Raw genomic sequence first — 21,877 nt, forward strand, 5'->3', positions numbered from 1 at the left:
ATCACCACGTTTGCCGAACTGCCTCTGTGTAACGCGTCTACCGTCTGTCAGTATTCACATCGGTCGGCGATTGGTCTTTTTACAGCGGAGCGGGTGTGCAAACGGTTGGCAAACCGGGGGGTCTTCGTGATCCCAAACGGTATCTCTGGGCTCTAGGGTTGATCGCTCCGGCGTGCGCGCTGTTGCCTTCCCAGCTCGTGTACCGCACCGGTGCCGAAGTGTTCTGGTGGATCGGGCCCGTGATCGTGCTCATCGCCATCCCCGTCCTGGACTGGATCGTCGGTGAGGACGGCAACAATCCGCGCGACGAGGACTACGAAGCGCTCTCCGCCGACCGGTACTACCGCTGGTGCACCTACCTGTTCCTGCCGATCCAGCTGATCGGCCTCGTCATCGCCTGCGCGATGTGGGCTGGCAACGATCTCGACCTCGTCGACAAGCTCGGATTGGCCGCCACGGTCGGCTTCGTCAGCGGCATCGGCATCAACGCCGCCCACGAATTGGGGCATCGGGTGGAGAGTGCTGAAAGATTGCTGTCGAAGATCGCGCTCGCCCAGTCGGGGTACGGGCACTTCTTCGTCGAGCACAATCGCGGCCATCACGCCAGGGTCGCCACACCCGAGGATCCGGCCAGTGCCCGGCTGGGTGAGTCGCTGTGGGAGTTCTTGCCGCGCAGCATCATCGGTGGCTTCCGCTCGGCCGTGCAGCTCGAACGCGCCCGCCTGGCCAGGAAGGGTCGCGGCTGGTGGAGCACCGGGAACAACATCCTCCAGGCGTGGGCGATGAGTGCGGTGCTCTTCGGTTCGCTGGTGCTGGCGTTCGGCCCGGCGATCCTGCCGTGGCTGGCCCTGCAGGCCGTCATCGGGTTCGGTCTGCTCGAGGCCGTCAACTACGTCGAGCACTACGGCCTGCTGCGCGCCCGCAAGCCCAACGGCCGCTGGGAACGCTGCTCCCCGCGCGACAGCTGGAACAGCGATCGCCTGGTCACCAACATCTTCCTGTTCCATCTGCAGCGCCACAGCGACCATCACGCCAACCCGGGCCGTCGCTATCAGACCCTGCGCAGCAGCAGCGAATCGCCGCAGCTGCCCGCCGGCTACGCCACGATGCTGCTGCTGGCCGCCGTCCCGCCGCTGTGGCGTGCGGTGATGGACCCCAAGGTGGCCGCCCACTACGGCGGCGACCTCACCCTGGCCAATGTCGCGCCGCCCAAGCCGCGGCGTTTGCTGGCCCGATACCGCGCCGCGGCCTGACCGCGGCCTCGAAGGACCGGGGAACGGCGGCGCTCGCACGCGGTAGCCTTGCCTCGGTACTGACTACCAGGAGAGGCTGATGACGACCTCAGAACTTCCCGCGCGCACCGAGCTCACCGCTGACGTCCGCAACGGCATCGATTACAAGGTGGCAGATCTCTCGCTGGCCGAATTCGGCCGCAAGGAGATCCGCCTCGCCGAGCACGAGATGCCCGGCCTGATGGCTCTGCGCCGCGAATACCACAATGTGCAGCCGCTCAAGGGCGCGCGCATCTCCGGATCGCTGCACATGACGGTGCAGACCGCCGTCCTGATCGAGACACTCGTCGCCCTCGGCGCCGAGGTGCGCTGGGCTTCGTGCAACATCTTCTCCACCCAGGATCACGCCGCCGCCGCCATCGTCGTCGGGCCCAACGGCACCGTCGACGAGCCCAAGGGCACCCCCGTGTTCGCCTGGAAGGGTGAGACGCTGGAGGAGTACTGGTGGGCGGCCGAGCAGATGCTCACCTGGCCGAACGAGCCCGCCAACATGATCCTCGACGACGGTGGCGACGCGACCATGCTCGTGCTGCGCGGTGCGCAGTTCGAGAAGGCCGGTGTCGTGCCGCCCGAGGACACCGACCACTCGGCCGAGTACAAGGTGTTCCTCAACCTGCTGCGTGAGCGCCTCGAGACCGACAAGACCAAGTGGAGTGTCATCGCCGACTCGGTCAAGGGCGTCACCGAGGAGACCACCACGGGCGTGCTGCGGCTGTACCAGTTCGCCGCCGCGGGTGAGCTGGTGTTCCCGGCGATCAACGTCAACGACTCGGTCACCAAGTCGAAGTTCGACAACAAGTACGGCACCCGCCACTCGCTCATCGACGGCATCAACCGTGGCACCGATGTGCTCATCGGTGGCAAGAAGGTGCTGATCTGCGGTTACGGCGATGTCGGCAAGGGTTGCGCGGAGTCGCTGGCGGGCCAGGGCGCGCGCGTGCAGGTCACCGAGATCGACCCGATCAACGCGCTGCAGGCGCTGATGGACGGCTACGACGTGGTCACCGTCGAGCAGGCGATCGCCCAGGCCGACATCGTCATCACCTCGACCGGCAACAAGGACATCATCACCCTCGAGCACATGAAGGCGATGAAGGACCAGGCCATCCTCGGCAACATCGGTCACTTCGACAACGAGATCGATATGGCGGCGCTGGAGAGTTCGGGCGCCACCCGCCTCAACATCAAGCCGCAGGTCGACCTGTGGACCTTCGACTCCGGCAAGGCGATCATCGTCCTGTCCGAGGGCCGCCTGCTGAACCTGGGCAACGCCACCGGCCACCCCTCGTTCGTCATGTCGAACAGCTTCTCCAACCAGGTCATCGCGCAGATCGAACTGTGGACCAAGCCGGAGGAGTACGACAACGAGGTCTACCGCCTGCCCAAGCACCTCGACGAGAAGGTCGCCAAGATCCACGTCGAAGCCCTCGGCGGCACGCTGACCAAGCTCACCAAGGACCAGGCCGAATACATCGGCGTGGACGTGGAAGGCCCCTACAAGCCGGACCACTACCGCTACTGATCGGCTTCAGCGACAAGGGCCCGTCGACCATCCGGTCGACGGGCCCTTCGCGCTGTCCGCCGGGTCGGGTGCGACGCCCCGCTACCCGATGATCACGCCGGTGCAGAAGATGTTGTGCTCGCTGCTGATGCCGAGCAGCGCGCACATCACCGAATTGAAGGCCGCCGACGACCCGGCGTCGGGGCCCGCGATCGCCACCGGGGTCTGCGCGGACGCGGTGCCGCAGGCGAGGGCGGCGGTGATGGCAAACGTGGCGGCCGTGGTACGAACGATCTTCTTCATGGCGGAATCCTCGTCGGCGGTCCGATCGCGGACCAGACCGTAGTTCTGGGGTGGTGGCTCAGACGAGCAGCAGGCAGACCGGCAGGGGGATCACGGCTTCCAGCAGGACGCAGGCCGCGAGTTCGGCCGCCGAGCCCGCCGCGGCCGAACCTGCCGAGGCCGAACCGCTCAGCAGGGTGCCGGAACCGCTGTGCGGGCCGGAGTGGTGGTTGCCGCGGCCGACGGGATCGGCGCCGGGAGCGGCGGTCGCGACACCGGCGCCCGCGAAGGCGATGCCGAGCGCGGCGGCGGCCGCGGCGGCGCGGAGAATGGTTCGGTTGGGCATGATGACTCCTGGGTCGAGCGGCCCCGGCGAGGTCGCCGGGGTGGTGAGCGTTCCGGCGGGGAGGACGCGACCGCTCCACCGGAGACGTTGAAATGAGACCACTTCACACAATGGTCAGGGCCGAAACGGGCAATCCGATCCCCGGCCACCCGGCGCGTCGGCCGACACACACGTCCGTGGCGACTCGCCATTACCGCGCCGCTCGCCATGGCGGGGTGAGCCCTGCGACTCCCGCCGGGTAAATTCACCACTCATGGGCGTACTGATTGCGGTGGAAGGCCTCGACGGCGCCGGTAAACGGACGTTGATCGACGGATTGATCGCCGAATTGTCCGCCAAGGGATTGCGGGCGGGCACACTGGCCTTTCCGCAATACGGCCGATCGATCCACGCGGATCTGGCCGCCGAGGCGCTGCGCGGCGGGCACGGCGACCTGGCCGACTCGATCAACGCGATGGCGATCATGTTCGCCCTGGACCGGGCCGCGGCGAGTGCGGAACTATCGAACCTGTTGGACGCCAACGACATCGTCATCCTGGACCGCTGGGTGGCCTCCAATGCCGCCTACTCGGCGGCCCGTGCCGAACAGGGCGCGGACGGCGAAATCGTCGCCTGGGTGGGCGATCTGGAGTATGGCAGGCTGGGACTGCCCGCCCCCGAGCTGACCGTGCTGATCGACATTCCCACCGAGGTCGCGGCCGAACGTGCCCGTCGCCGTGGCGAACTCGACGAGACCAGGGCGCTGGACGCCTACGAGCGGGACGGCGGTCTGCAGCGGCGCACCGGCGAGGTCTATCGTGAGCTGGCCGACCGCGACTGGTTCGGTCGATGGTGGACATACCGATCCGATGACGATAGGCCTGCCCTACTCACCCTCTGCTCGGAAATCTTTGCCGGATAAGGTTGGATACGCGACGGGTTCACACCATTAATGGCGTGGCGGCCCGATCCTGGCCTGGGAGATGACAACATAGGACTATGAAGCCCAAGATTCTGGTCGTCGACGACGATATGGCACTCGCTGAGATGCTGACCATCGTCTTGCGCGGGGAAGGGTTCGACCCGCACGTGGTCGGCGACGGCACGCAGGCCCTGTCGGCGGTGCGGGAGATCCGCCCCGACCTGGTGTTGCTGGACCTGATGCTGCCCGGCATGAACGGCATCGATGTATGCCGGGTGCTGCGGGCCGATTCCGGCGTTCCGATCGTGATGCTCACCGCCAAGACCGACACGGTCGATGTGGTGCTCGGTCTGGAGTCCGGCGCGGACGATTACATCGTCAAGCCGTTCAAGCCGAAGGAACTCGTCGCCCGGGTGCGCGCGCGTCTGCGCCGAACCGAGGACGAGCCCGCAGAGCTGCTCTCCATCGCCGACATCGTCATCGATGTGCCCGCGCACAAGGTGACCCGTGGCGGTGCGCAGATCTCGCTCACCCCGCTCGAGTTCGACCTGCTGGTCGCGCTCGCGCGCAAGCCGCGGCAGGTGTTCACCCGCGAGGTGCTGCTCGAGCAGGTCTGGGGATATCGGCACGCCGCCGACACCCGCCTGGTCAACGTGCACGTGCAGCGACTACGCGCCAAGGTCGAGAAGGATCCGGAGAACCCGGAGATCGTGCTGACCGTCCGCGGTGTCGGTTACAAGGCCGGACCGCCGTGATCGGTACCTGTGAGGCGCCGCTGTGACCGACGGTCGACCTGCCGGTACAGCGTCAGCGCCTCCAGCGCACGGACGTGCGCAAACCTTCGTCACGCAGGTGCGGCGATGGGCGGACCCGGTCATGGCCTGGTTCCAGGCTGTCGGGACCGCGCTGGGCCATCTGTGGCGCCGGTCGCTGCAACTGCGTGTCATCGTGTCCACGCTGACCCTCTCGCTCATCGTGATCACGATCCTCGGTGTCGTGCTGACCGGTCAGATCACCGACCGGCTGCTCGAGGCCAAGATCAACGCGGCCGTCGAGGAGATGGATCGTGCCCGCAGCACGATCGAGGACATGCTCTCCGGCGTCCACGACGCGACCAGTCAGCAGCAGCAGCTCGCCGACGCGCGGGCCGCGCTGTCCAGCCGCGGCGGTACCGGTCAGTCGACGGGTGCCGCCGGTAGTTTCGACTCGGCGCTGGCGATGGTCGGCGGAACTCCGCCACAGGAGATCACCACCGACCTCATCTCCGAGGTGCCGCCCGAGCTGCGCCGGTTCGTCCAGCGCAACCAGGTCTCCTACCAGTTCACCACCGTCGCCGACCCGGACGGCTACCGCGGACGCGCGCTGATCATCGGCAGCCCGAGCGCCGAGGTCGCGACACTGGAGATCTACCTGATCTTCCCGCTGGCCAGTGAGGAATCGAGCCTGTCGCTGATGCGCGGCACGATGCTCATCGGTGGCGTCGTGCTGCTGGTGCTGCTCGCCGCCATCACCGCTCTGGTCACCAGGCAGGTGGTGCTGCCGATCCGGTCGGCCGCGCGGATCGCGGGCCGATTCGCCGACGGCAGGCTCAAGGAACGCATGCTCGTGCGCGGCGAGGACGACATGGCCCGGCTCGCGCAGGCGTTCAACGAGATGGCCGAGAGCCTGTCGAACCAGATCCCCCAGCTCGAGGAGTTCGGCAACCTGCAACGCCGGTTCACCTCCGACGTCAGCCACGAGCTGCGCACCCCGCTCACCACGGTGCGCATGGCCGCCGACCTCATCCACGGCTCGAGCGACGATCTCGATCCGGCGCTGGCCCGCAGCTCCGAACTGCTGGTCAACGAACTGGACCGGTTCGAGGGCCTGCTCAACGACCTGCTCGAGATCTCCCGCCACGACGCCGGTGTGGCCGAACTGCAGGTGGAATCGCTGGACGTGCGGATGTGCGCGCGGGCCGCGATCTCCACGGTGCGCCACCTGGCCAAGGAAGCCGGGGTCGAGGTGGTCATCGATCTGCCCGAGGAACCGGTCGTCGCCGAGGTCGACCCGCGGCGCGTCGAGCGGGTGCTGCGTAACCTGCTCGCCAACGCCATCGACCACAGCGAGGGCAAGCCGGTGCTGATCCGGATGCGCGGCGACGCCGAGGCCAATGCGGTCGCGACCGTCGTGCGCGACCAGGGCGTCGGGCTGCGGCCGGGCGAGGAGAAGCTGGTGTTCAACCGGTTCTGGCGCTCCGACCCGTCCCGGGTGCGTCGCTCTGGCGGCACCGGCCTCGGCCTGTCGATCAGCGTCGAGGACGCCAACCTGCACGAGGGCAGGCTGGAGGCCTGGGGCGACCCCGGCGTCGGCGCCAGCTTCCGGCTGCTGCTGCCGATGGTGCGCGGCCGCAAGCTCGGCGCGAGCCCGCTCGCGCTGGAGCCGATGTTGCGCAAGGTGCCGCCGCTGCCCGAGACCGACCCGGCCGACGAACCCGAGGTGGTGGTCGACCCGGAGTCGGGCGAGCCGTCCGACGACGCAGCGGAATCCGCCGAGCCGACCGCGGCGGCGCGCCCCGAGACCAACGGGCGCGCGGCGACCGAAGCCGACGACGAGGAGCCGATGTCCACCGAAACCGGAGACAGACAGTCATGACGAAAGCTGGTGGTGATCGCCTGCCGCGGCGTGGCGCCGCGCTGCCTGCGGCTGTCCTGGCCTGCTTGCTGGTCCTCACCGGCTGCGCCAGCCTGCCGGAATCCTCGGCGCCCCAGGCGCTGGGCACCATCAACCGCGCCCCGACCTCGGAGGGCCCGACACCGCCGATCCCCGGCCGCGACCCCGACCTGCTGTTGAGCGACTTCCTCACCGCCAGCGCCGATCCCGCCAACCGGCACGCGGCGGCCAGGCAGTACATCGCCGCCGACACCGCGGGCAGCTGGAACGACGAGGCCAGCATCACCGTCGTCGAACGGCCCGACACCCTGCGCGAGTCGCGCTCGGGCGACAGAGCCAGCTACGTGATCCGCGCCCGCAAGGTCGGCGAGCTCGCGAGCGACGGCGCCTACCGGGCCGTCGAGGGCACGCTCGAGAACAAGATCGAGATGAGCAAGATCGACGGCGAGTGGCGGATCACCGAGCTGCCCGACGGCGTCGTCATCGACTCCAGCGCGTTCGACAAGTCCTACCGCCGCTATGTCCTGCAATACGTCGACGCGAGCAGCTCTGTGCTCGTGCCCGACCCGCGCTGGGTCTCGGTCCCGCGCGCGCAGCTGACCGAGCGGCTGATCGGCATGCTCGGCGCGGGCCCGCAGTCCACGATCGCCCCGGTCGTGCGCAACCAGCTCGCACCGCCGATCACCGTGCGCGGCCCGATCACCAAGGCCAACAACGAACCCGGCGAGGTCGGCATCGGCATCGGCGGTGTCCGCATCGACTTCGGCGGCGTCGGCGCCCTCGGCCAGCGCGAACGCGAACTGCTCGCGGCGCAGGTGGTGATGACGCTCGCGGGCGCCGACATCCTCGGCCCGTACGTGCTGCTCGCCGACGGCAAACCGCTCGACGAGCGCTACGCCGGCGGCTGGTCGGTCGCCGACCTCGACCAGTACAGCGCGTCCGCTCCCGGCCAGAATCGGATCGGCCTGCACGCCCTGCGCGACGGCACCCTGGTCCAGGTGACCCCGGACGGCATCGTCACGCCGAACGGATCCTTCGGCGACGCGACCAACCTGCAATCGGTCGGGATCTCCGCCGACGGCCAGTTCGTCGCCGCGGTCGCCGACACCGGCAGGCCCGCACCGGAACCCGGCCGGACCCTGCTGATCGGCAATTACGGCGCGAAGGCGTTCGCGGTCGCCGAGGGCGTCAGCATCGCCCGTCCGTCGTGGACCACCGACGGCGGCGCGGCGTGGACGGTCGTCGACGGCGACCGTGTCATCCGCGCGGTCACCGATCGCGCGACCGGCAACGTCTCGGTGCAGGATGTCGACACCGCCGCGCTGTTCGAGGGTTCGGGTTCGCCGCGTCCGCCGATCAGCGAGATCATGGTCGCGCGCACCGGCGCGCGCGCCGCGCTGATCGCCGACGGGAAGGTCTACGTCGCGGTGATCGAGCGCCGCCCCGACGGCAAGTACGCGCTCACTTCCCCGCTGCCGCTTGCGCTGGGCCTGAGCAGCCGTGCGGTCTCACTGAGCTGGGTCACCGGCGACACCATCATGGTGGCGCGCGAGGGCAACGTCGACCCGGTGTTCACCGTGTCCATCGACGGCTCCCAGTTCACCCCGGTGACCTCGCAGAACCTGACCCCGCCGGTGCGCGTGGTGACCGCGGCGCCCGCCACCCAGTACGTCGCCGACTCCCGCGCCGTGCTGCAGTTGCAGTCCGCCGACCCGGCCCGCAACGACCGCTACTGGCGTGAGGTGCCGGGGCTGACCGGCGAAAGCGTCGTCCCGGTGCTGCCCAGCTGATCTGTCGGTGCGCGCTGTGATACTCACGCGCTATGAGAGCCCTGCTCGATCTGGTGGTGCCCGTCCACTGCGCCGGCTGCGGAACGGCGGGCGTTGCCTGGTGCGCCTGCTGCGCGGTCGAGCTGAGCCTGGATCCGGTGCGGGTCAGGCCGCGCACCGATCCCGGCGTCCCGTGCTGGGCGCTCGGCCCCTATCGCGGTCCTGCCCGGCGCGCTGTGCTGGCCGCCAAGGAACGCGGCAGACGCGATCTGGCCGCACCGCTCGGCCTGGCGCTGGCCGTCGCCCTTGCCCGTTTGCGGGCCCCCGATCGGCCGCTGGTTCTGGTCCCCGCGCCAACGCGTGCCGCGGCCGCCCGGCGCCGTGGCGGCGACCCGGTGGCGCGGTCGGCGGCGGTCGCGGCGCAGTGGCTGATCGATTGCCGGACCGTGCCGCTGCTGCGGATGCGGCCCGGGGTGCGCGATTCGGTGGGCTTGACGACGTATGAGCGCGCGCACAATCTGCGCGACAAGATCACAACGGTCGCCGGTGCCGTCGAACCCGCTGGCCTGGCGCCGAACGCCGAGGTCGTTGTGGTCGATGATGTGCTCACCACCGGGGCAACTGTCACCGAATCGGTGCGCGTTCTTGGTCGAATCGGGGTACGCCCGCGTGCTGTTTTGGTGACCTGCGCGGCTTGACGCGGCGAAATTTGCGTGAACAGTGGCGCGCTTGCCCGTGGCGGACTAGCGTCGCGGACACACACACCGAACGACAAGTTTGGGAGGTGGCGCCGCGGACATCTGGTGCCGAGCGATTCCCGATCGGCACAGCTCAATCCCGCCGCATTCGCTCTATCGTGTGCGGCCATATCCGGGAGGTACGCGTGACGACTTCTTCACGGGCATCAGTGCGAGATGCTGACCCTTCGGCACTGGCTGACAGTGCCCCCGACACGACCGAGAGCCCGAACGCCGAAGTGGTGGTCTCCGGTCGGAATGTCGAAGTCCCCGACCACTATCGAATCCATGTCGCGGAGAAGCTGGCTCGTCTCGAGCGCTTCGATCCGTCGATTTTCCTCTTCGATGTGGAACTGTTCCACGAACGCAACCGTCGTCAACGCAAGGCCTGTCAGCGTGTGGAGATCACCGCGCGCGGCCGTGGACCGATCGTGCGCGCGGAAGCCTGCGCAGACAGCTTCTACGCCGCGCTCGACTCGGCGACCCAGAAGATCGAGACCAGACTGCGCCGGTCCAAGGACAAGCGGCGCGTCGTGCACTACGGCGACAAGACGCCCGTCTCGGTCGCACGGGCCACCGCCACGCTGGTGGACGAATCCCTGTTCACCCAGGCGAACGGCGCTGCCGCGCACGCCCATGCCGAGGAAGCCGAAGACGAAGGCGGTCCCGGCCACATCGTGCGCACCAAGGTGCACACCGCGACACCGATGTCGGTGGACGACGCGCTGTATCAGATGGAACTGGTCGGACACGACTTCTTCCTGTTCCACGACCGCGAGACCGACCGGCCCTCGGTGGTCTACCGCAGACACGCCTTCGACTACGGCCTGATCAGACTGGCCTGACACCGTCACCCCCTCCGGGCATCCGCCACTCCAGCGGGTGCCCGGATCGCGTTCAGCCCCCGAAGGTTTCGTGATGGACGGCCTCGGTGAGCGAACGACCCGAGCGCCACCCGAATCGTTCCAGGTCGGGTACCTGCTGGAACTCGCGGACAGGGCCGACGCACAGCCAGGCCACCGGCTTGATGCCCACGGGCAGGTCGACCAGCTCGCGCAGGAAGTCCGGATCGTAGAACGACACCCAGCCGACGCCGACCTGCTCCGCGGTCGCCGCGAGCCACAGGTTCTGGATCGCCAGCACCGTCGAGTACACCCCGGTCTCGGGCACGGTCGCCCGGCCCAGGATCTGGGGTCCGCCGCGCCGGTCGTCATGGGTGACCACGACGCCGGTGCCGCTCTCGACGATCCCGTCGATCTTGATCGGCTCGAAGGTCTCGGCCCGGTCGGCAGGCAGCGCGTCCCTGAACTCGACCCGCTTGCCCGCGACATGGTCGGCGAAGCGGCGCAGGGTATCCGCCTGCCGGACCACGACGAAGTCCCACGGCTGGGAGTTGCCGACACTCGGCGCGCGATGGGCCGCGTCCAGAATCCGCCAGAGGGTCTCGTCGTCGACGAGCTCGCCGGTGAATTCGGCGCGCACATCACGGCGCAGGCGGATCGCGTCGTAGACGCTCAACTGGTCGGCACACACGCCGACCAGTCAACCTCAGGCCGTCAGGCCATCGAGCGGCGGGCCAGCTTGCGCCCGGCGGCCAGCGCGGTGCGCAGACCGCGGCGACGACCCGTCTCCGGGTCGATGGTCGGGACCGCGTTACCGGCGAACAGCTTCTCGGACTTGGTCTCCGGCGCGTCGTCGGTGGTGTGGCGCAGGTACTTGTTCGGCAGCGCCAGCTTGAGGATCGTGCGCCAGGACTTGAAGTACTGCACCGGCAGCGAACCGGTGGTGTAGGGCAGGTCGTACTTGTCGGCCAGCTCACGCACCCGCACGGCGATGTCGGCGTAGCGGTTGCTCGGCAGGTCGGGGAACAGGTGGTGCTCGATCTGGTGGCTGAGGTTGCCGGTCATGAAGTGCATGACCGGGCCGCCGCTGATGTTGGCGCTGCCCAGCATCTGGCGCAGGTACCACTCACCCTGCGTCTCGTTCTCGATGTCGGCCTTGGTGAACTTCTCGGCGCCGTCGGGGAAGTGCCCGCAGAAGATCACCGCGTTGGTCCACACATTGCGCACCACGTTGGCGGCCATGTTGGCGGTGAGGGTGGTGAGGAACGACGGGCCGGTGAGCAGCGGGAAGATCAGGTAGTCCTTGGCGGCCTGCTTGCCGATCTTCTTGAGCACCAGCTTGCGGTCGGCGTCGAACTGCTGCCACTCCGGGGAGTCCTTGGTCCACTTCTTCTTGGCGACCTTGCCCAGTTCCAGATGCTGGATCGCGACGCCGTACTCGAACAGCATCTGCAGCAGCAGGTTGTAGACCGGGTTGCCCAGGTAGAACGGCATCCAGCGCTGGTCACGGGTGACGCGCAGCAGGCCGTAGCCGATGTCGTCGTCCATGCCGAGGACGTTGGTGTACTTGTGGTGCAGGAAGTTGTGGGTGATCTTCCAGTGCGCCGACGGGCCCGCGTTGTCCCATTCCCACGAGGTGGAGTGGACTTCCGGATCGTTCATCCAGTCCCACTGCCCGTGCATGACGTTGTGCCCGATCTCCATGTTCTCGATGATCTTGGCAGTGCCGAGCAGGGCGACGCCCGCCAGCCACGCGGGCGGCAGGAAGCTGGCGAACAGCACCGTGCGGCCGCTGATCTCCAAAGCTCGCTGTAGCCGGATGACATTGCGGATATATCGCGCGTCGGCGGCCCCCCGCGAAGATTCGATTTCGCGGCGGATCGCGTCGAACTCCGCACCGAGAGCTTCGACATCCGCGGCGGTGAGGTGCGCGTATTCCTTGACATCCGAGATCGCCATGGCGGCTACACTACCGTAGGTTACGAGAGCGTAGGTTGGCGATTTCAGTGCTGGATTGTGTGAAGCGTCCTATTGCGGAAAAGAGGCCGAGATGTTATCTCACCCGCGGCGGCGGGCACGCTCGCCCAGCGCCCGCTTCGCCTCGCGCAGCGCCAGCTTTTCCTGCCGGGCCCGCGCCTTCAGCGTCGCCTTGGCCTCGCGCAGCACTTCCTTCTCGTGCCTGGCCTTGATCTCCAGCGACACCTTTGCGTCATGCAGCGCCGAGCGCAGCCCGAAGCGCTTGCCCGTCTCCGGGTCGACGCGCAGCGCCTCCGGCAGCGAGATGCCGGCGAACTTGTGCTCCGAGGACGTCTCGGGCGCGTCGTGGGCGGTTCGCTTGAGGAACCGGTCGGGCAGCGCCAGCTTGTGGATGGTCCGGAACGCCAGCAGATACTGCTTGCCCAGCGAACCGGTGGTGTAGGGCAGGTCGTACTTGTCGCACAGTTCGCGCACCCGCGCCGCGACCTCCGGGTACCGATTGCTCGGCAGGTCGGGGAACAGGTGGTGCTCGATCTGGTAGCAGAGATTGCCGCTCATGAAGGCCATCACCGGCCCGGCCTTGAAATTGGCGCTGCCCAGCATCTGACGCAGGTACCACTCGCCCTGGGTCTCACCGTCGAGCTGGGAGATCGTGAACTTCTCCGCGCCGTCGGGGAAGTGCCCGCAGAAGATCACCGCGTACGCCCACAGGTTGCGGACCAGGTTCGCGGTCGCGTTGGCCTTCAGTGTCGACTTCCACGCGGGCCCGGTCAGCGCCGGGTACAGCACGAAGTCCTTGACCACCTGGCGGCCCGCCTTACGGGCGAACTCCTTGTTGGGTTCGGACAGCAGCTGCTTCTGCGGAACTCCGGCAAGCTCCTTCTCGATGCCGAGGTCGTGCAGCGCGATGCCCCACTCGAAGGTGGCGGCCAGCAGCAGATTCGCCGCGGGCTGCACCAGGTGCTTCGGATGCCAGACCTCGTCGCGGGTCATCCGCAGGATGCCGAAGCCGAGGTCCTCGTCCTTGCCGAGCACGTTGGTGTAGGTGTGGTGTGAGTAGTTGTGCGCCCGGCGCCACTGGGCCGAGGTCCCGGTCATATCCCACTCCCAGCTGGTGGAGTGGATCTCCGGGTCATTCATCCAGTCCCACTGCCCGTGGCTGACGTTGTGCCCGAGCTCCATGTTCTCGATGATCTTGGCCACCGACAGCAGCGCGGTGCCACCGAGCCACGCCCAGCGGTTACGGCTGCCGAACAGCACCGCGCGCCCAGCCACTTCGAGCGCGCGCTGCGCGGCGATGGTGCGCCGGATGTACTTCGCGTCGCGCGCGCCGCGGGAGGTCTCCACCGAACGGCGGATCGAATCGAGTTCTTTCCCCAGTGTCTCGATGTCGGCCGACGTGAGATGGGCGAAGGCCTGGATATCGGTGATGGCCACCGGGGTCCTCTCTGTTCGATGTGGCGGCTGGTCGGTTCGGTGCAGAATCGAGGCGGGCCGAGAACGGTGCGGCTGCGCCGCTGTTCTCGGCCCTGCTGCGCCGGTCGGCGCGAGGTAGGCCTGGACCAGCCGCTGCCGGCCATTGATATGGCCGGCGCATGACTCCGAGGGTACCTGCTGTCCCCGGTGAGTGGGATGGTCAGACGTCGAGGGTGCAGTCACCCGCCGCGGCCGAGATGCAGGTCTGCACCTTGTCGCCCGGCTGGCGCTCGTCGCCGTTGCGCAGGTCGCGGGCGTGTCCCGCGGTCAGGGTGACCACGCAGGTCTGGCAGATGCCCATGCGGCAGCCGAAGGGCAGCTGCACGCCGATGGATTCGCCGGCTTCGAGCAGGCTGGTCGCGCCGTCGACGGTGAGGGTGCGGCCGGTGGTGCCGAAGGTCACGGTGCCGCCCTCGCCGACCGCGGAACGCTCGACCTCGAAGCGTTCGATGTGCAGCTTGTCGGGGATTCCCGCTGTCTTCCAATGCTGTTCGATCGCGTCGAGCATCGGCGCAGGTCCACACGCCCAGGTTTCGCGCTCGCGCCAGTCGGGGTAGAGCTCGTCGAGACTCGCCAGGGAGAACAGGCCCTGCTCGTCGGTCAGCTGCAGGTGCGAGACGAAGCTCGGGTGCTTGGCGTGCAGCTCGCGCAGTTCGGCGCCGAACATGACATCGGCGTCGGTGGGAGCGGAGTGCACGTGCACCACGTCGCTGACGCCGTTGCGCCGGTCCATCGTCCGCAGCATCGACATCACGGGGGTGATGCCGCTGCCCGCGGTGAGGAAGAGCACCTTCGCCGGCGGCGGCTCCGGCATCACGAACCCGCCCTGGGGCGCTTGCAGGCGCACGATAGTGCCCGCGGCCACCCCGTTGACAAGGTGGCTGGACAACTTGCCCTCCGGCATCGCCTTCACCGCGATGGAGATGAGCCGCTTGCCGCCCTCGCCGGTCCAGTCCGGCGGGCAGGTCAGCGAGTACGAACGCCAGTTCCAGCGGCCGTCGATCAGGATGCCGATGCCGATGTACTGGCCCGGCTGGTACTTGAAGTCGAAGCCCCAGCCCGGCTTGATCACCAGCGTCGCCGAGTCGGTGGTCTCCTTCTGCACCTCGACGATCCGCCCGCGCAGCTCCCGCGCCGACCACAGCGGGTTGGCCAGGTGCAGGTAGTCGTCGGGCAGCAGGGGAGTGGTCACCCGGGCCACCGCGCCACGCAGCACGTTGAGCTTGCCGCCGCGGTCGCCGACCTGCGCGGCCGGTGCTTCGAGCCATTCCCGGAACTTGTTCATGACCATGCTTGCCGTTGTCTCCCTGTGTGCTCGGAGCCGCCGTGGGGTAGCTCGCTCGCTGCCAGGTTACGGCATCGTAGGTTTGGTGGCAGTGGCAGCGGCGGCAGGCGCGTTGATCTCCGGAGATGTCACAGCAGGTCGAGCAGGAACGGCAGCTCCTGGGTGGCGTACCAGGCCAGCTGGTGATCCTCGGCGTCACCGAGGACGAACTCGGCGTCGGTGTCGCCCAGATCGGCGGCGTCGATGACGTCGACGGCCTTGGCGACCTGCGGTTCGGCGTCGGCGAGGTCGACATGCACGGACGCGACCTGGTCGTAGCTGATCGGCCCGGCCAGCTTCACCACCGCGTCGTCGAGGTCGGGCCGCAGCTTCGCGCCGGTGACGTCGGCGGCGATTACCGCGCGCCGGTACACCGGGCTGCCCGGGGTGGCCGCCTCGCCCTCGGCGCCCACGTCGTCGAGACCGTCGCGTTCGGCGGCGAGCAATCGCAGCGAAGCCCTGGCCGCCTCCTGCATCGCGACCTCGGCCAGTTCCTCGTCGTCACCAGCGGCGTAGGCCTCGCGCAGGGCGGGCGTCACGGCGAACGCGGTGGCGCCGAGTGGGAACACCTCCCGCTCGTCGACGAGTTGCCGCAGCATCGGGATCGTCGCCGGGATGTAGACGCGCAACTTGCCGTTCTCAGGGACAGACACCGAGCAACTCCTCCATCGATTCGTGCACCGACGCCGCGAGAACGTCGATGTCGGCCATGGCGTCGCGGTCGGCGTTGAGTCCGTAGAAGACCTGACCGTCGTACGAGGTGAGCCCGAAACTCAACGTCTGATTGCGCAGCAGCGGCGATACCGGATACATCTCCAGCATGCGCGCGCCGCCGATGTACATCGCGGTCTGTGGTCCCGGCGCGTTGGTGATCACCAGGTTGAACGTGTTGTCGGCGAAGGTACTCGCCGCCCGCACACTCATCGCGTGCAGGCTGGCGGGCGCGAACCCGGCCAGGTGCACCAGCGTGCGCGCCCGCACTCCGCGGCGCTGCCGACCCGCGGCTTCGGTGGCGTGCGAGATGTGCGACAGACGCATCACGGGATTCGGTTCGCCCACCGGCAGGTCGATCAGGAACGAGGACACCTCGCTGGCCGGGGTCAGCTGGTCACCGCCGTCGACGTACACCGACATCGGCACGACGGCGCGCAGATTCGTCGACTCGACCAGCGCCTCGTTGCGTGAGAGCAGCCAGTTGCGCAGCGCGCCGGTGACCACGGCGAGCACCGTGTCGTTGATCGAGCAGTCGAAGTGGCGCCGGATGGTGCGGTAGTCGTCGAGGTCGGTACGCACGACATCGAAGCGGCGGCTGCGCGAAGTGCGGGCGTTGAGCGGGCTGTCCGCGACACCCGAGGTCGCGGCGCGCACCGCGTTGGTCGCCGCCTTCACCGCCATCCTGGTGCCCCTGACCAGCCCGAACGCATTCGATCCCGCGTCACGGGCAACCTCGTAGGCCTCGCGCGGCTGCGCGGCGAGGTGCGACAGCGCCCCCGCCAGCAGCTCCACGTCGGTGGGTTCGCGCGGCGCGCGCCACGCGACGTCGGCCAGCTCCCGCGGCAGTGGGCTGTTGTCGAGGATCACGTGCCCGATCTCGAGTGCGGTGTCACCGTCGACGAGCGCGGAATGCGATTTGGTGAAGACGGCGCTGCGCCCGTCGGCGAGCCCCTCGATCAGATACATCTCCCATAGCGGCCTGCCCTGATCCAGCGGCCGGGACGCGAGCCGGGCCACCAGGTCGTAGAGCTGTTCGTCGCTGCCGGGACCCGGCAGCGCGGAGCGGCGGATGTGATAGCTGATGTCGAAGCGACTGTCCTCCACCCACACCGGCCTGCCCAGGGCGAGTGGGATCTCGCGGACCTTGCGGCGGTAGCGGGGGACCAGCGGCAGCCGGGATTCGACCAGATCGATGAGCTTGTCGTAGTCGAGGACCTGGCCGGATGCGTCGGCCTCGGAGTTCTGGAGGATCGCGAGAGAGCCGATGTGGATCGGGTTGCTGCTCGATTCGAGCCGGTAGAACGACGCATCCTGCGGCGTCAATCTCGTGATCACGCGCTCCGATACTCCTTTCGGTGCCATCTGACCCCGACCGGGCACGGGCTACATCCTACGTCACGGCAGGTGAATCGCGGTGCCGGGCAACGAGGCCCGTCGGGCGCCGTGACCAGCGCCGATGTCTGCCTCCGGTACACCGGGCACGGGTCCGCACCGCCGGGTACGGTGGTCTGCGGACTACCATGGCCATCAACACTGTGGCCAACCAGCCGAACACACCCCGACCAGAGGACTGACGAGACCCGTGCCTGCGCTGACACTGACGAGGTTGCTACGGATTGGTGAAGGTCGCACGGTCAAGCGGCTCTCGAACCTCGCCGACGAGGTCATCGCGTACGGCGACGAGATCGAGCAGTTGACCGACGACGAGCTGCGCGCCAAGACCGCCGAGTTCAAGCAGCGCTACGCCGAGGGTGAGACCCTCGACGACCTGCTGCTCGAGGCGTTCGCGGTGGCCCGCGAGGCGTCCTGGCGAGTGCTGAACCAGAAGCACTACAAGGTCCAGATCATGGGTGGCGCCTCGCTGCACCTCGGCAACATCTCGGAGATGAAGACCGGTGAGGGCAAGACCCTGACCTGTGTGCTCCCCGCGTACCTGAACGCGATCTCCGGCGAGGGCGTGCACGTCGTCACCGTCAACGACTACCTCGCCAAGCGCGACGCCGAGTGGATGGGCCGCGTGCACCGCTTCCTCGGTCTCGAGGTCGGCGTGATCCTCGGCGGCATGACCCCGGCCGAGCGCCGCGTCGCCTACCACGCCGATGTCACCTACGGCACGAACAACGAGTTCGGCTTCGACTACCTGCGCGACAACATGACCCACTCGCTGGACGATCTCGTCCAGCGCGGCCACAACTTCGCCGTGGTCGACGAGGTCGACTCCATCCTCATCGACGAGGCCCGTACCCCGCTGATCATCTCGGGCCCGGCCGACGCCTCGTCCAAGTGGTACGCCGAGTTCGCGCGCATCGCGCCGCTGCTGAAGAAGGATGTCCACTACGAGGTGGACATCAAGAAGCGCACCATCGGCGTGCACGAGGCCGGCGTCGAGTTCGTCGAGGACCAGCTCGGCATCGACAACCTCTACGAGGCCGCGAACTCCCCGCTGGTGAGCTACCTGAACAACGCCATCAAGGCCAAGGAGCTCTACACCCGCGACAAGGACTACATCGTCCGCGACGGCGAAGTGATCATCGTCGACGAGTTCACCGGCCGCATCCTGGTCGGCCGCCGCTACAACGAGGGCATGCACCAGGCGATCGAGGCCAAGGAGAAGGTCGAGATCCAGCCGGAGAACCAGACCCTGGCGACGATCACCCTGCAGAACTACTTCCGCCTCTACAACAAGCTGTCCGGCATGACCGGTACCGCCGAGACCGAGGCCGCCGAGCTGCACTCGATCTACAGCCTCGGCGTCGTCCCGATCCCGACGAACAAGCCGATGGTCCGCAAGGACCAGGCCGACCTGATCTACAAGTCGGAAGAGGCCAAGTTCAACGCCGTCGTCGACGATGTGGTGGAGCGGCACGAGAAGGGCCAGCCGGTCCTGATCGGTACCACCAGCGTCGAGCGCTCGGAGTACCTGTCCAAGCAGTTCACCAAGCGCGGTGTGGCCCACTCGGTGCTGAACGCGAAGTTCCACGAGCAGGAAGCCCAGATCATCGCCGAGGCCGGTCGGCCCGGCGCGGTCACCGTCGCCACCAACATGGCCGGTCGTGGTACCGACATCGTGCTCGGCGGCAACGCCGACATCATCGCCGACATCCTGCTGCGCAAGCAGGGCCTGGACCCGGTGAACACCCCCGACGAGTACGAGGCCGCCTGGCATTCCGCGCTCGAGCAGGTCAAGGAGCAGACCGCGGCCGACGCCGAGGCCGTGCGCGAGGCCGGTGGCCTCTACGTGCTCGGCACCGAGCGCCACGAGTCGCGCCGTATCGACAACCAGCTGCGTGGCCGTTCCGGCCGTCAGGGCGACCCGGGCGAGTCCCGCTTCTATCTGTCGCTGGGTGACGAGCTGATGCGCCGCTTCAACGGCGCCGCGCTCGAGGCGATCATGACGCGGCTGAATCTGCCCGACGACGTGCCGATCGAGGCGAAGATGGTCTCCAAGGCCATCAAGAGCGCCCAGACCCAGGTCGAGCAGCAGAACTTCGAGATCCGCAAGAACGTCTTGAAGTACGACGAGGTGATGAACCAGCAGCGCACCGTCATCTACGGCGAGCGCAACCGGATCCTGCGTGGCGAGGACATGGAGGGCCAGGTCCAGAACATGATCACCGACGTGGTCACCGCCTACGTCGACGGCGCCACCGCCGAGGGTTATGTCGAGGACTGGGACCTGGACAAGCTGTGGACCGCCCTCAAGACGCTGTACCCGGTGAGCCTGGACCACAAGGAACTCGCGGGCGAGACCGTCACCGGTGACGCGGGCGAACTCACCCGCGACGAACTCCGCCAAGCCCTGCTCGACGACGCGCACACCGCCTACGAAAAGCGCGAGCAGGAGATCGACGGCCTGGCGGGCGAAGGCGCGATGCGCAACCTGGAGCGCCAGGTCCTGCTCTCGGTCCTGGACCGCAAGTGGCGCGAGCACCTCTACGAGATGGACTACCTCAAGGAGGGCATCGGCCTGCGCGCGATGGCCCAGCGCGACCCGCTGGTCGAGTACCAGCGCGAGGGCTTCGACATGTTCGCCGCGATGCTGGAGGGCCTGAAGGAGGAGTCGGTCGGCTTCCTGTTCAATCTCCAGGTAGAGGTCCAGCAGCCCCAGCCCGAAGGCGTCTCGGTCGGCCAGGGCCTGCGTTCCCCGGTCGGCGCCCCCCGCCCCCAGGACACTCCCGCCGAAACCCAGGCCCCCCCGGCCCTGCGCGCCAAGGGCATGTCGGACGCGTCCCCCCGCGGCCTGAACTACTCGGGCCCTGCCGAGGACGGCCGCGCCGAATCCCACTCCGACGCCCAGGAATACGGCGGCCAGCCCGGCACCCGCCGCGAACGCCGCGAAGCCGCCCGCGCCGAAACCAAGGGCAAGCGCCGCCGCTGAGCGTGCAGTAACCGACCGACAAAGGCTCCCACGGTTATCTGTGGGAGCCTTTGTCGCATCCTGGCGACAAATCCTGATACGGCGCGGCTGCGTCGTGTACGCCACCCGCTAGTGCATGTATAGTTGCATGCATGGTTGCCCTGCAGATTCGCGACGTGCCGGAGCCGCTCCGTGATCAGCTGGTCGCGTTGGCGCGCCAGCGCGGACAGTCGCTGCAGGCATTTCTGTTCGACCTGGTCCGCGATGAAGCTCGGCGCCAGGACAATATCGCGGTGCTCAAACAGTTCAGCCCCGCCGCAATGGACGTGGCGTTCACGGCGCGGGACGTCGTGGTGGCGCTGGATGCCGAACGCGCCGAACGAGATTCGGCGCTGGCCGAGCCGGAGATTCGCGAGTGATCGTGGTCGATGCGTCGGTCTTCGTTCACGCTCTCCTGAACCCCGGCCCGCTCGGCGACGCCTGCCGGGCTGCCCTGGAAGCCGACAACCGCTGGATCGCCCCGCAGCACTGGACCGTCGAGGTTTTGTCGGTGATCCGCCGCTTCACCCGCGCGGGCACGATCACCTCCGTCCAGGCCGACCGTGCTGTCACTGCCCTCGGCAGCCTGGATCCCGAGGTTCCCGTCACCCGCGTACTCGTTTCCAGAATCTGGGACCTCCGTGACAACCTGACCGCCTACGACGCCGCCTATGTCGCAGCAGCCGAAGCCTACGGTTGCGAACTGCTCACCACGGAATCACGTTTGGCGAATGCGCCAGGAATCGCCTGCGCAGTCCGGATTGTGCGGGCGGGTTCAGTGTGAATGCTCTGGCCGGGTTCTGTCGAATCTCCGATCGTGGCGATGCGGGGCGGTCGCTGACCGGATTTCAGGATGTCGGGACGGCGGTTGGTGTCTTGGAGGTCGACGGTGTCGACGAATTCGGGGTGCGCGAGGTGGACGGCGGTGGGGTGCTCGGGCCCGTTGTGGTGCTCGATGTGGTGGTCGGGAGGGGGCCGACGGTGATCGAGCGGGCGGTGGCTTGCCAGGCGGCGGGGAGGTCGCCCTTGTTCGATTTCTCGATGGTGTAGGTGTCGCCCTTGTTGTTGCGGGCGGTGAAGAGGGTGGCTGTCTTGCCGGTGCGGTTGTAGACCGAGACCGTCGCGGCGTCGATGTGCTGGTTGCTCAGGTCGGGGGAGCCGATCTTGAACAGGGACATCTTGCCGGTGCCCTCGCTGCCGGTGAACAGGCAGACGTAGGAGGTGGGGCAGCGGTCGTAGCCGGTGCAGCCGCCGGTCTTGTTGCACCAGTCCTGCGTGACGCTGGTGAAGGTGTTGCCGGTGATCTTGGTGGTCTGCGAGCCCTTGCCGTTGTCGAGGGTGACCTCGTGCTCCTCGTCCGGGGCTTGGCCGAGGCGGTCGAGCAGGTAGGAGCAGGCTTTGCTCAGCACTAGCCCGGTGGCCCCGGCGATGAGTGCCGCCGTCACCGTCACCCCGGCTTTCATCTTCACCAGGACGGCGTCGACGATCGGCACCACCATTTCGCACACGACCTCTTCCACCACCTTGGTGGTGTCCTCGCCGGCGGCGTCGTGCTCACAGCCGACGACGCCGAATCCGACGATCAAGGCGAGCAGCACCGCGAATACCTTCTGCACGGCGATAGAATGCGCGCGGATTACCCACCTGCGCAACGATTTTCACGCGTAC

20 protein-coding genes are annotated in these 21,877 nt (G+C 67.8%); 11 read left to right on the top strand and 9 right to left on the bottom strand.

What is annotated here, in order from left to right; translation table 11 throughout:
* Positions 1-95 precede the first annotated feature (95 nt).
* Together IEY60_RS10790 and ahcY are read left to right on the top strand one after the other, a co-directional pair.
* Entirely contained in the window at positions 96-1,253 is a 1,158-nt protein-coding gene (locus IEY60_RS10790; RefSeq protein WP_189026619.1) for an alkane 1-monooxygenase, read from the top strand.
* A 79-nt stretch (positions 1,254-1,332) separates the two neighbouring features.
* The gene (gene ahcY / locus IEY60_RS10795; RefSeq protein ID WP_189026621.1) at positions 1,333-2,814 is read left to right on the top strand and encodes an adenosylhomocysteinase; all 1,482 of its coding nucleotides are present in this window, start codon (positions 1,333-1,335) and stop codon (positions 2,812-2,814) included.
* Positions 2,815-2,895: 81 nt separating this feature from the next.
* Here ahcY and IEY60_RS10800 read toward each other — a convergent pair whose 3' ends face one another.
* Positions 2,896-3,096, bottom strand: a complete 201-nt coding sequence (locus IEY60_RS10800) for a hypothetical protein (RefSeq protein ID WP_189026623.1) — start codon at positions 3,094-3,096, stop codon at positions 2,896-2,898.
* Between the two features lie 58 nt (positions 3,097-3,154).
* Positions 3,155-3,421: a hypothetical protein gene (locus IEY60_RS10805; protein ID WP_189026625.1), complete on the bottom strand. Its 267-nt coding sequence runs from the start codon at positions 3,419-3,421 to the stop codon at positions 3,155-3,157.
* 253 nt (positions 3,422-3,674) lie between these two features.
* Here IEY60_RS10805 and IEY60_RS10810 point away from each other — a divergent pair, with 253 nt between their 5' ends.
* The 6 genes from IEY60_RS10810 (at position 3,675) to hpf (ending at position 10,325) form a co-directional block, all read left to right on the top strand.
* Positions 3,675-4,322, top strand: coding sequence for a dTMP kinase (locus IEY60_RS10810; protein ID WP_189026627.1), 648 nt, complete (start codon positions 3,675-3,677; stop codon positions 4,320-4,322).
* A gap of 77 nt (positions 4,323-4,399) precedes the next feature.
* Positions 4,400-5,077 carry an MtrAB system response regulator MtrA gene (gene mtrA, locus IEY60_RS10815; RefSeq protein WP_019048752.1) on the top strand — a complete coding sequence of 226 codons (678 nt, stop codon included), beginning with the start codon at positions 4,400-4,402 and terminating at the stop codon, positions 5,075-5,077.
* A 121-nt stretch (positions 5,078-5,198) separates the two neighbouring features.
* Positions 5,199-6,956, top strand: a complete 1,758-nt coding sequence (gene mtrB, locus IEY60_RS10820; RefSeq protein ID WP_189026629.1) for an MtrAB system histidine kinase MtrB — start codon at positions 5,199-5,201, stop codon at positions 6,954-6,956.
* Positions 6,953-8,764: an MtrAB system accessory lipoprotein LpqB gene (gene lpqB / locus IEY60_RS10825; protein ID WP_189026631.1), complete on the top strand. Its 1,812-nt coding sequence runs from the start codon at positions 6,953-6,955 to the stop codon at positions 8,762-8,764. The genes mtrB and lpqB overlap by 4 nt, the downstream gene beginning before the upstream one ends.
* Before the next feature lie 32 nt (positions 8,765-8,796).
* On the top strand, positions 8,797-9,441 hold the full coding sequence (locus tag IEY60_RS10830) for a ComF family protein (protein ID WP_189026633.1): 645 nt from the start codon (positions 8,797-8,799) through the stop codon (positions 9,439-9,441).
* 185 nt (positions 9,442-9,626) lie between these two features.
* Positions 9,627-10,325: a ribosome hibernation-promoting factor, HPF/YfiA family gene (gene hpf, locus IEY60_RS10835; RefSeq protein ID WP_189026635.1), complete on the top strand. Its 699-nt coding sequence runs from the start codon at positions 9,627-9,629 to the stop codon at positions 10,323-10,325.
* Positions 10,326-10,377: 52 nt separating this feature from the next.
* Here the strand turns inward: hpf and bluB are convergent, their stop codons facing one another.
* The 6 genes from bluB to IEY60_RS10865 all read right to left on the bottom strand — a co-directional run bounded on the left by bluB (position 10,378) and on the right by IEY60_RS10865 (position 17,148).
* On the bottom strand, positions 10,378-11,013 hold the full coding sequence (gene bluB, locus IEY60_RS10840) for a 5,6-dimethylbenzimidazole synthase (protein WP_189026637.1): 636 nt from the start codon (positions 11,011-11,013) through the stop codon (positions 10,378-10,380).
* Between the two features lie 23 nt (positions 11,014-11,036).
* Positions 11,037-12,281 (bottom strand): fatty acid desaturase family protein, encoded by a 1,245-nt coding sequence (locus IEY60_RS10845; RefSeq protein ID WP_189026639.1) that lies wholly within the window; start codon positions 12,279-12,281, stop codon positions 11,037-11,039.
* A gap of 99 nt (positions 12,282-12,380) precedes the next feature.
* Complete coding sequence (locus tag IEY60_RS10850) at positions 12,381-13,736, bottom strand: fatty acid desaturase family protein (RefSeq protein WP_189026642.1); 1,356 nt, start codon at positions 13,734-13,736, stop codon at positions 12,381-12,383.
* 199 nt (positions 13,737-13,935) lie between these two features.
* The gene (locus IEY60_RS10855; RefSeq protein ID WP_189026644.1) at positions 13,936-15,066 is read right to left on the bottom strand and encodes a ferredoxin reductase; all 1,131 of its coding nucleotides are present in this window, start codon (positions 15,064-15,066) and stop codon (positions 13,936-13,938) included.
* 122 nt (positions 15,067-15,188) lie between these two features.
* Entirely contained in the window at positions 15,189-15,728 is a 540-nt protein-coding gene (locus IEY60_RS10860; RefSeq protein ID WP_373291706.1) for a DUF6912 family protein, read from the bottom strand.
* A 10-nt stretch (positions 15,729-15,738) separates the two neighbouring features.
* Positions 15,739-17,148, bottom strand: a complete 1,410-nt coding sequence (locus IEY60_RS10865) for a WS/DGAT/MGAT family O-acyltransferase (protein ID WP_189026646.1) — start codon at positions 17,146-17,148, stop codon at positions 15,739-15,741.
* A 247-nt stretch (positions 17,149-17,395) separates the two neighbouring features.
* On the opposite strand from IEY60_RS10865, the gene secA reads away from it, so the two are divergent.
* The 3 genes from secA (at position 17,396) to IEY60_RS10880 (ending at position 20,993) form a co-directional block, all read left to right on the top strand.
* Positions 17,396-20,191, top strand: a complete 2,796-nt coding sequence (gene secA, locus IEY60_RS10870; protein WP_189026648.1) for a preprotein translocase subunit SecA — start codon at positions 17,396-17,398, stop codon at positions 20,189-20,191.
* Between the two features lie 131 nt (positions 20,192-20,322).
* A complete protein-coding gene (locus IEY60_RS10875) occupies positions 20,323-20,589 on the top strand; it encodes a hypothetical protein (RefSeq protein ID WP_189026650.1) in 267 nt (88 codons plus the stop codon).
* On the top strand, positions 20,586-20,993 hold the full coding sequence (locus IEY60_RS10880; RefSeq protein WP_189026652.1) for a type II toxin-antitoxin system VapC family toxin: 408 nt from the start codon (positions 20,586-20,588) through the stop codon (positions 20,991-20,993). Before IEY60_RS10875 ends, IEY60_RS10880 begins: the two co-directional genes overlap by 4 nt.
* Before the next feature lie 64 nt (positions 20,994-21,057).
* Here the strand turns inward: IEY60_RS10880 and IEY60_RS10885 are convergent, their stop codons facing one another.
* On the bottom strand, positions 21,058-21,825 hold the full coding sequence (locus IEY60_RS10885) for a peptidase inhibitor family I36 protein (protein ID WP_189026654.1): 768 nt from the start codon (positions 21,823-21,825) through the stop codon (positions 21,058-21,060).
* Positions 21,826-21,877: the final 52 nt, after the last annotated feature.

The organism is Nocardia rhizosphaerihabitans (assembly GCF_014646295.1).
Classification (GTDB): Bacteria; Actinomycetota; Actinomycetes; order Mycobacteriales; family Mycobacteriaceae; genus Nocardia; species Nocardia rhizosphaerihabitans.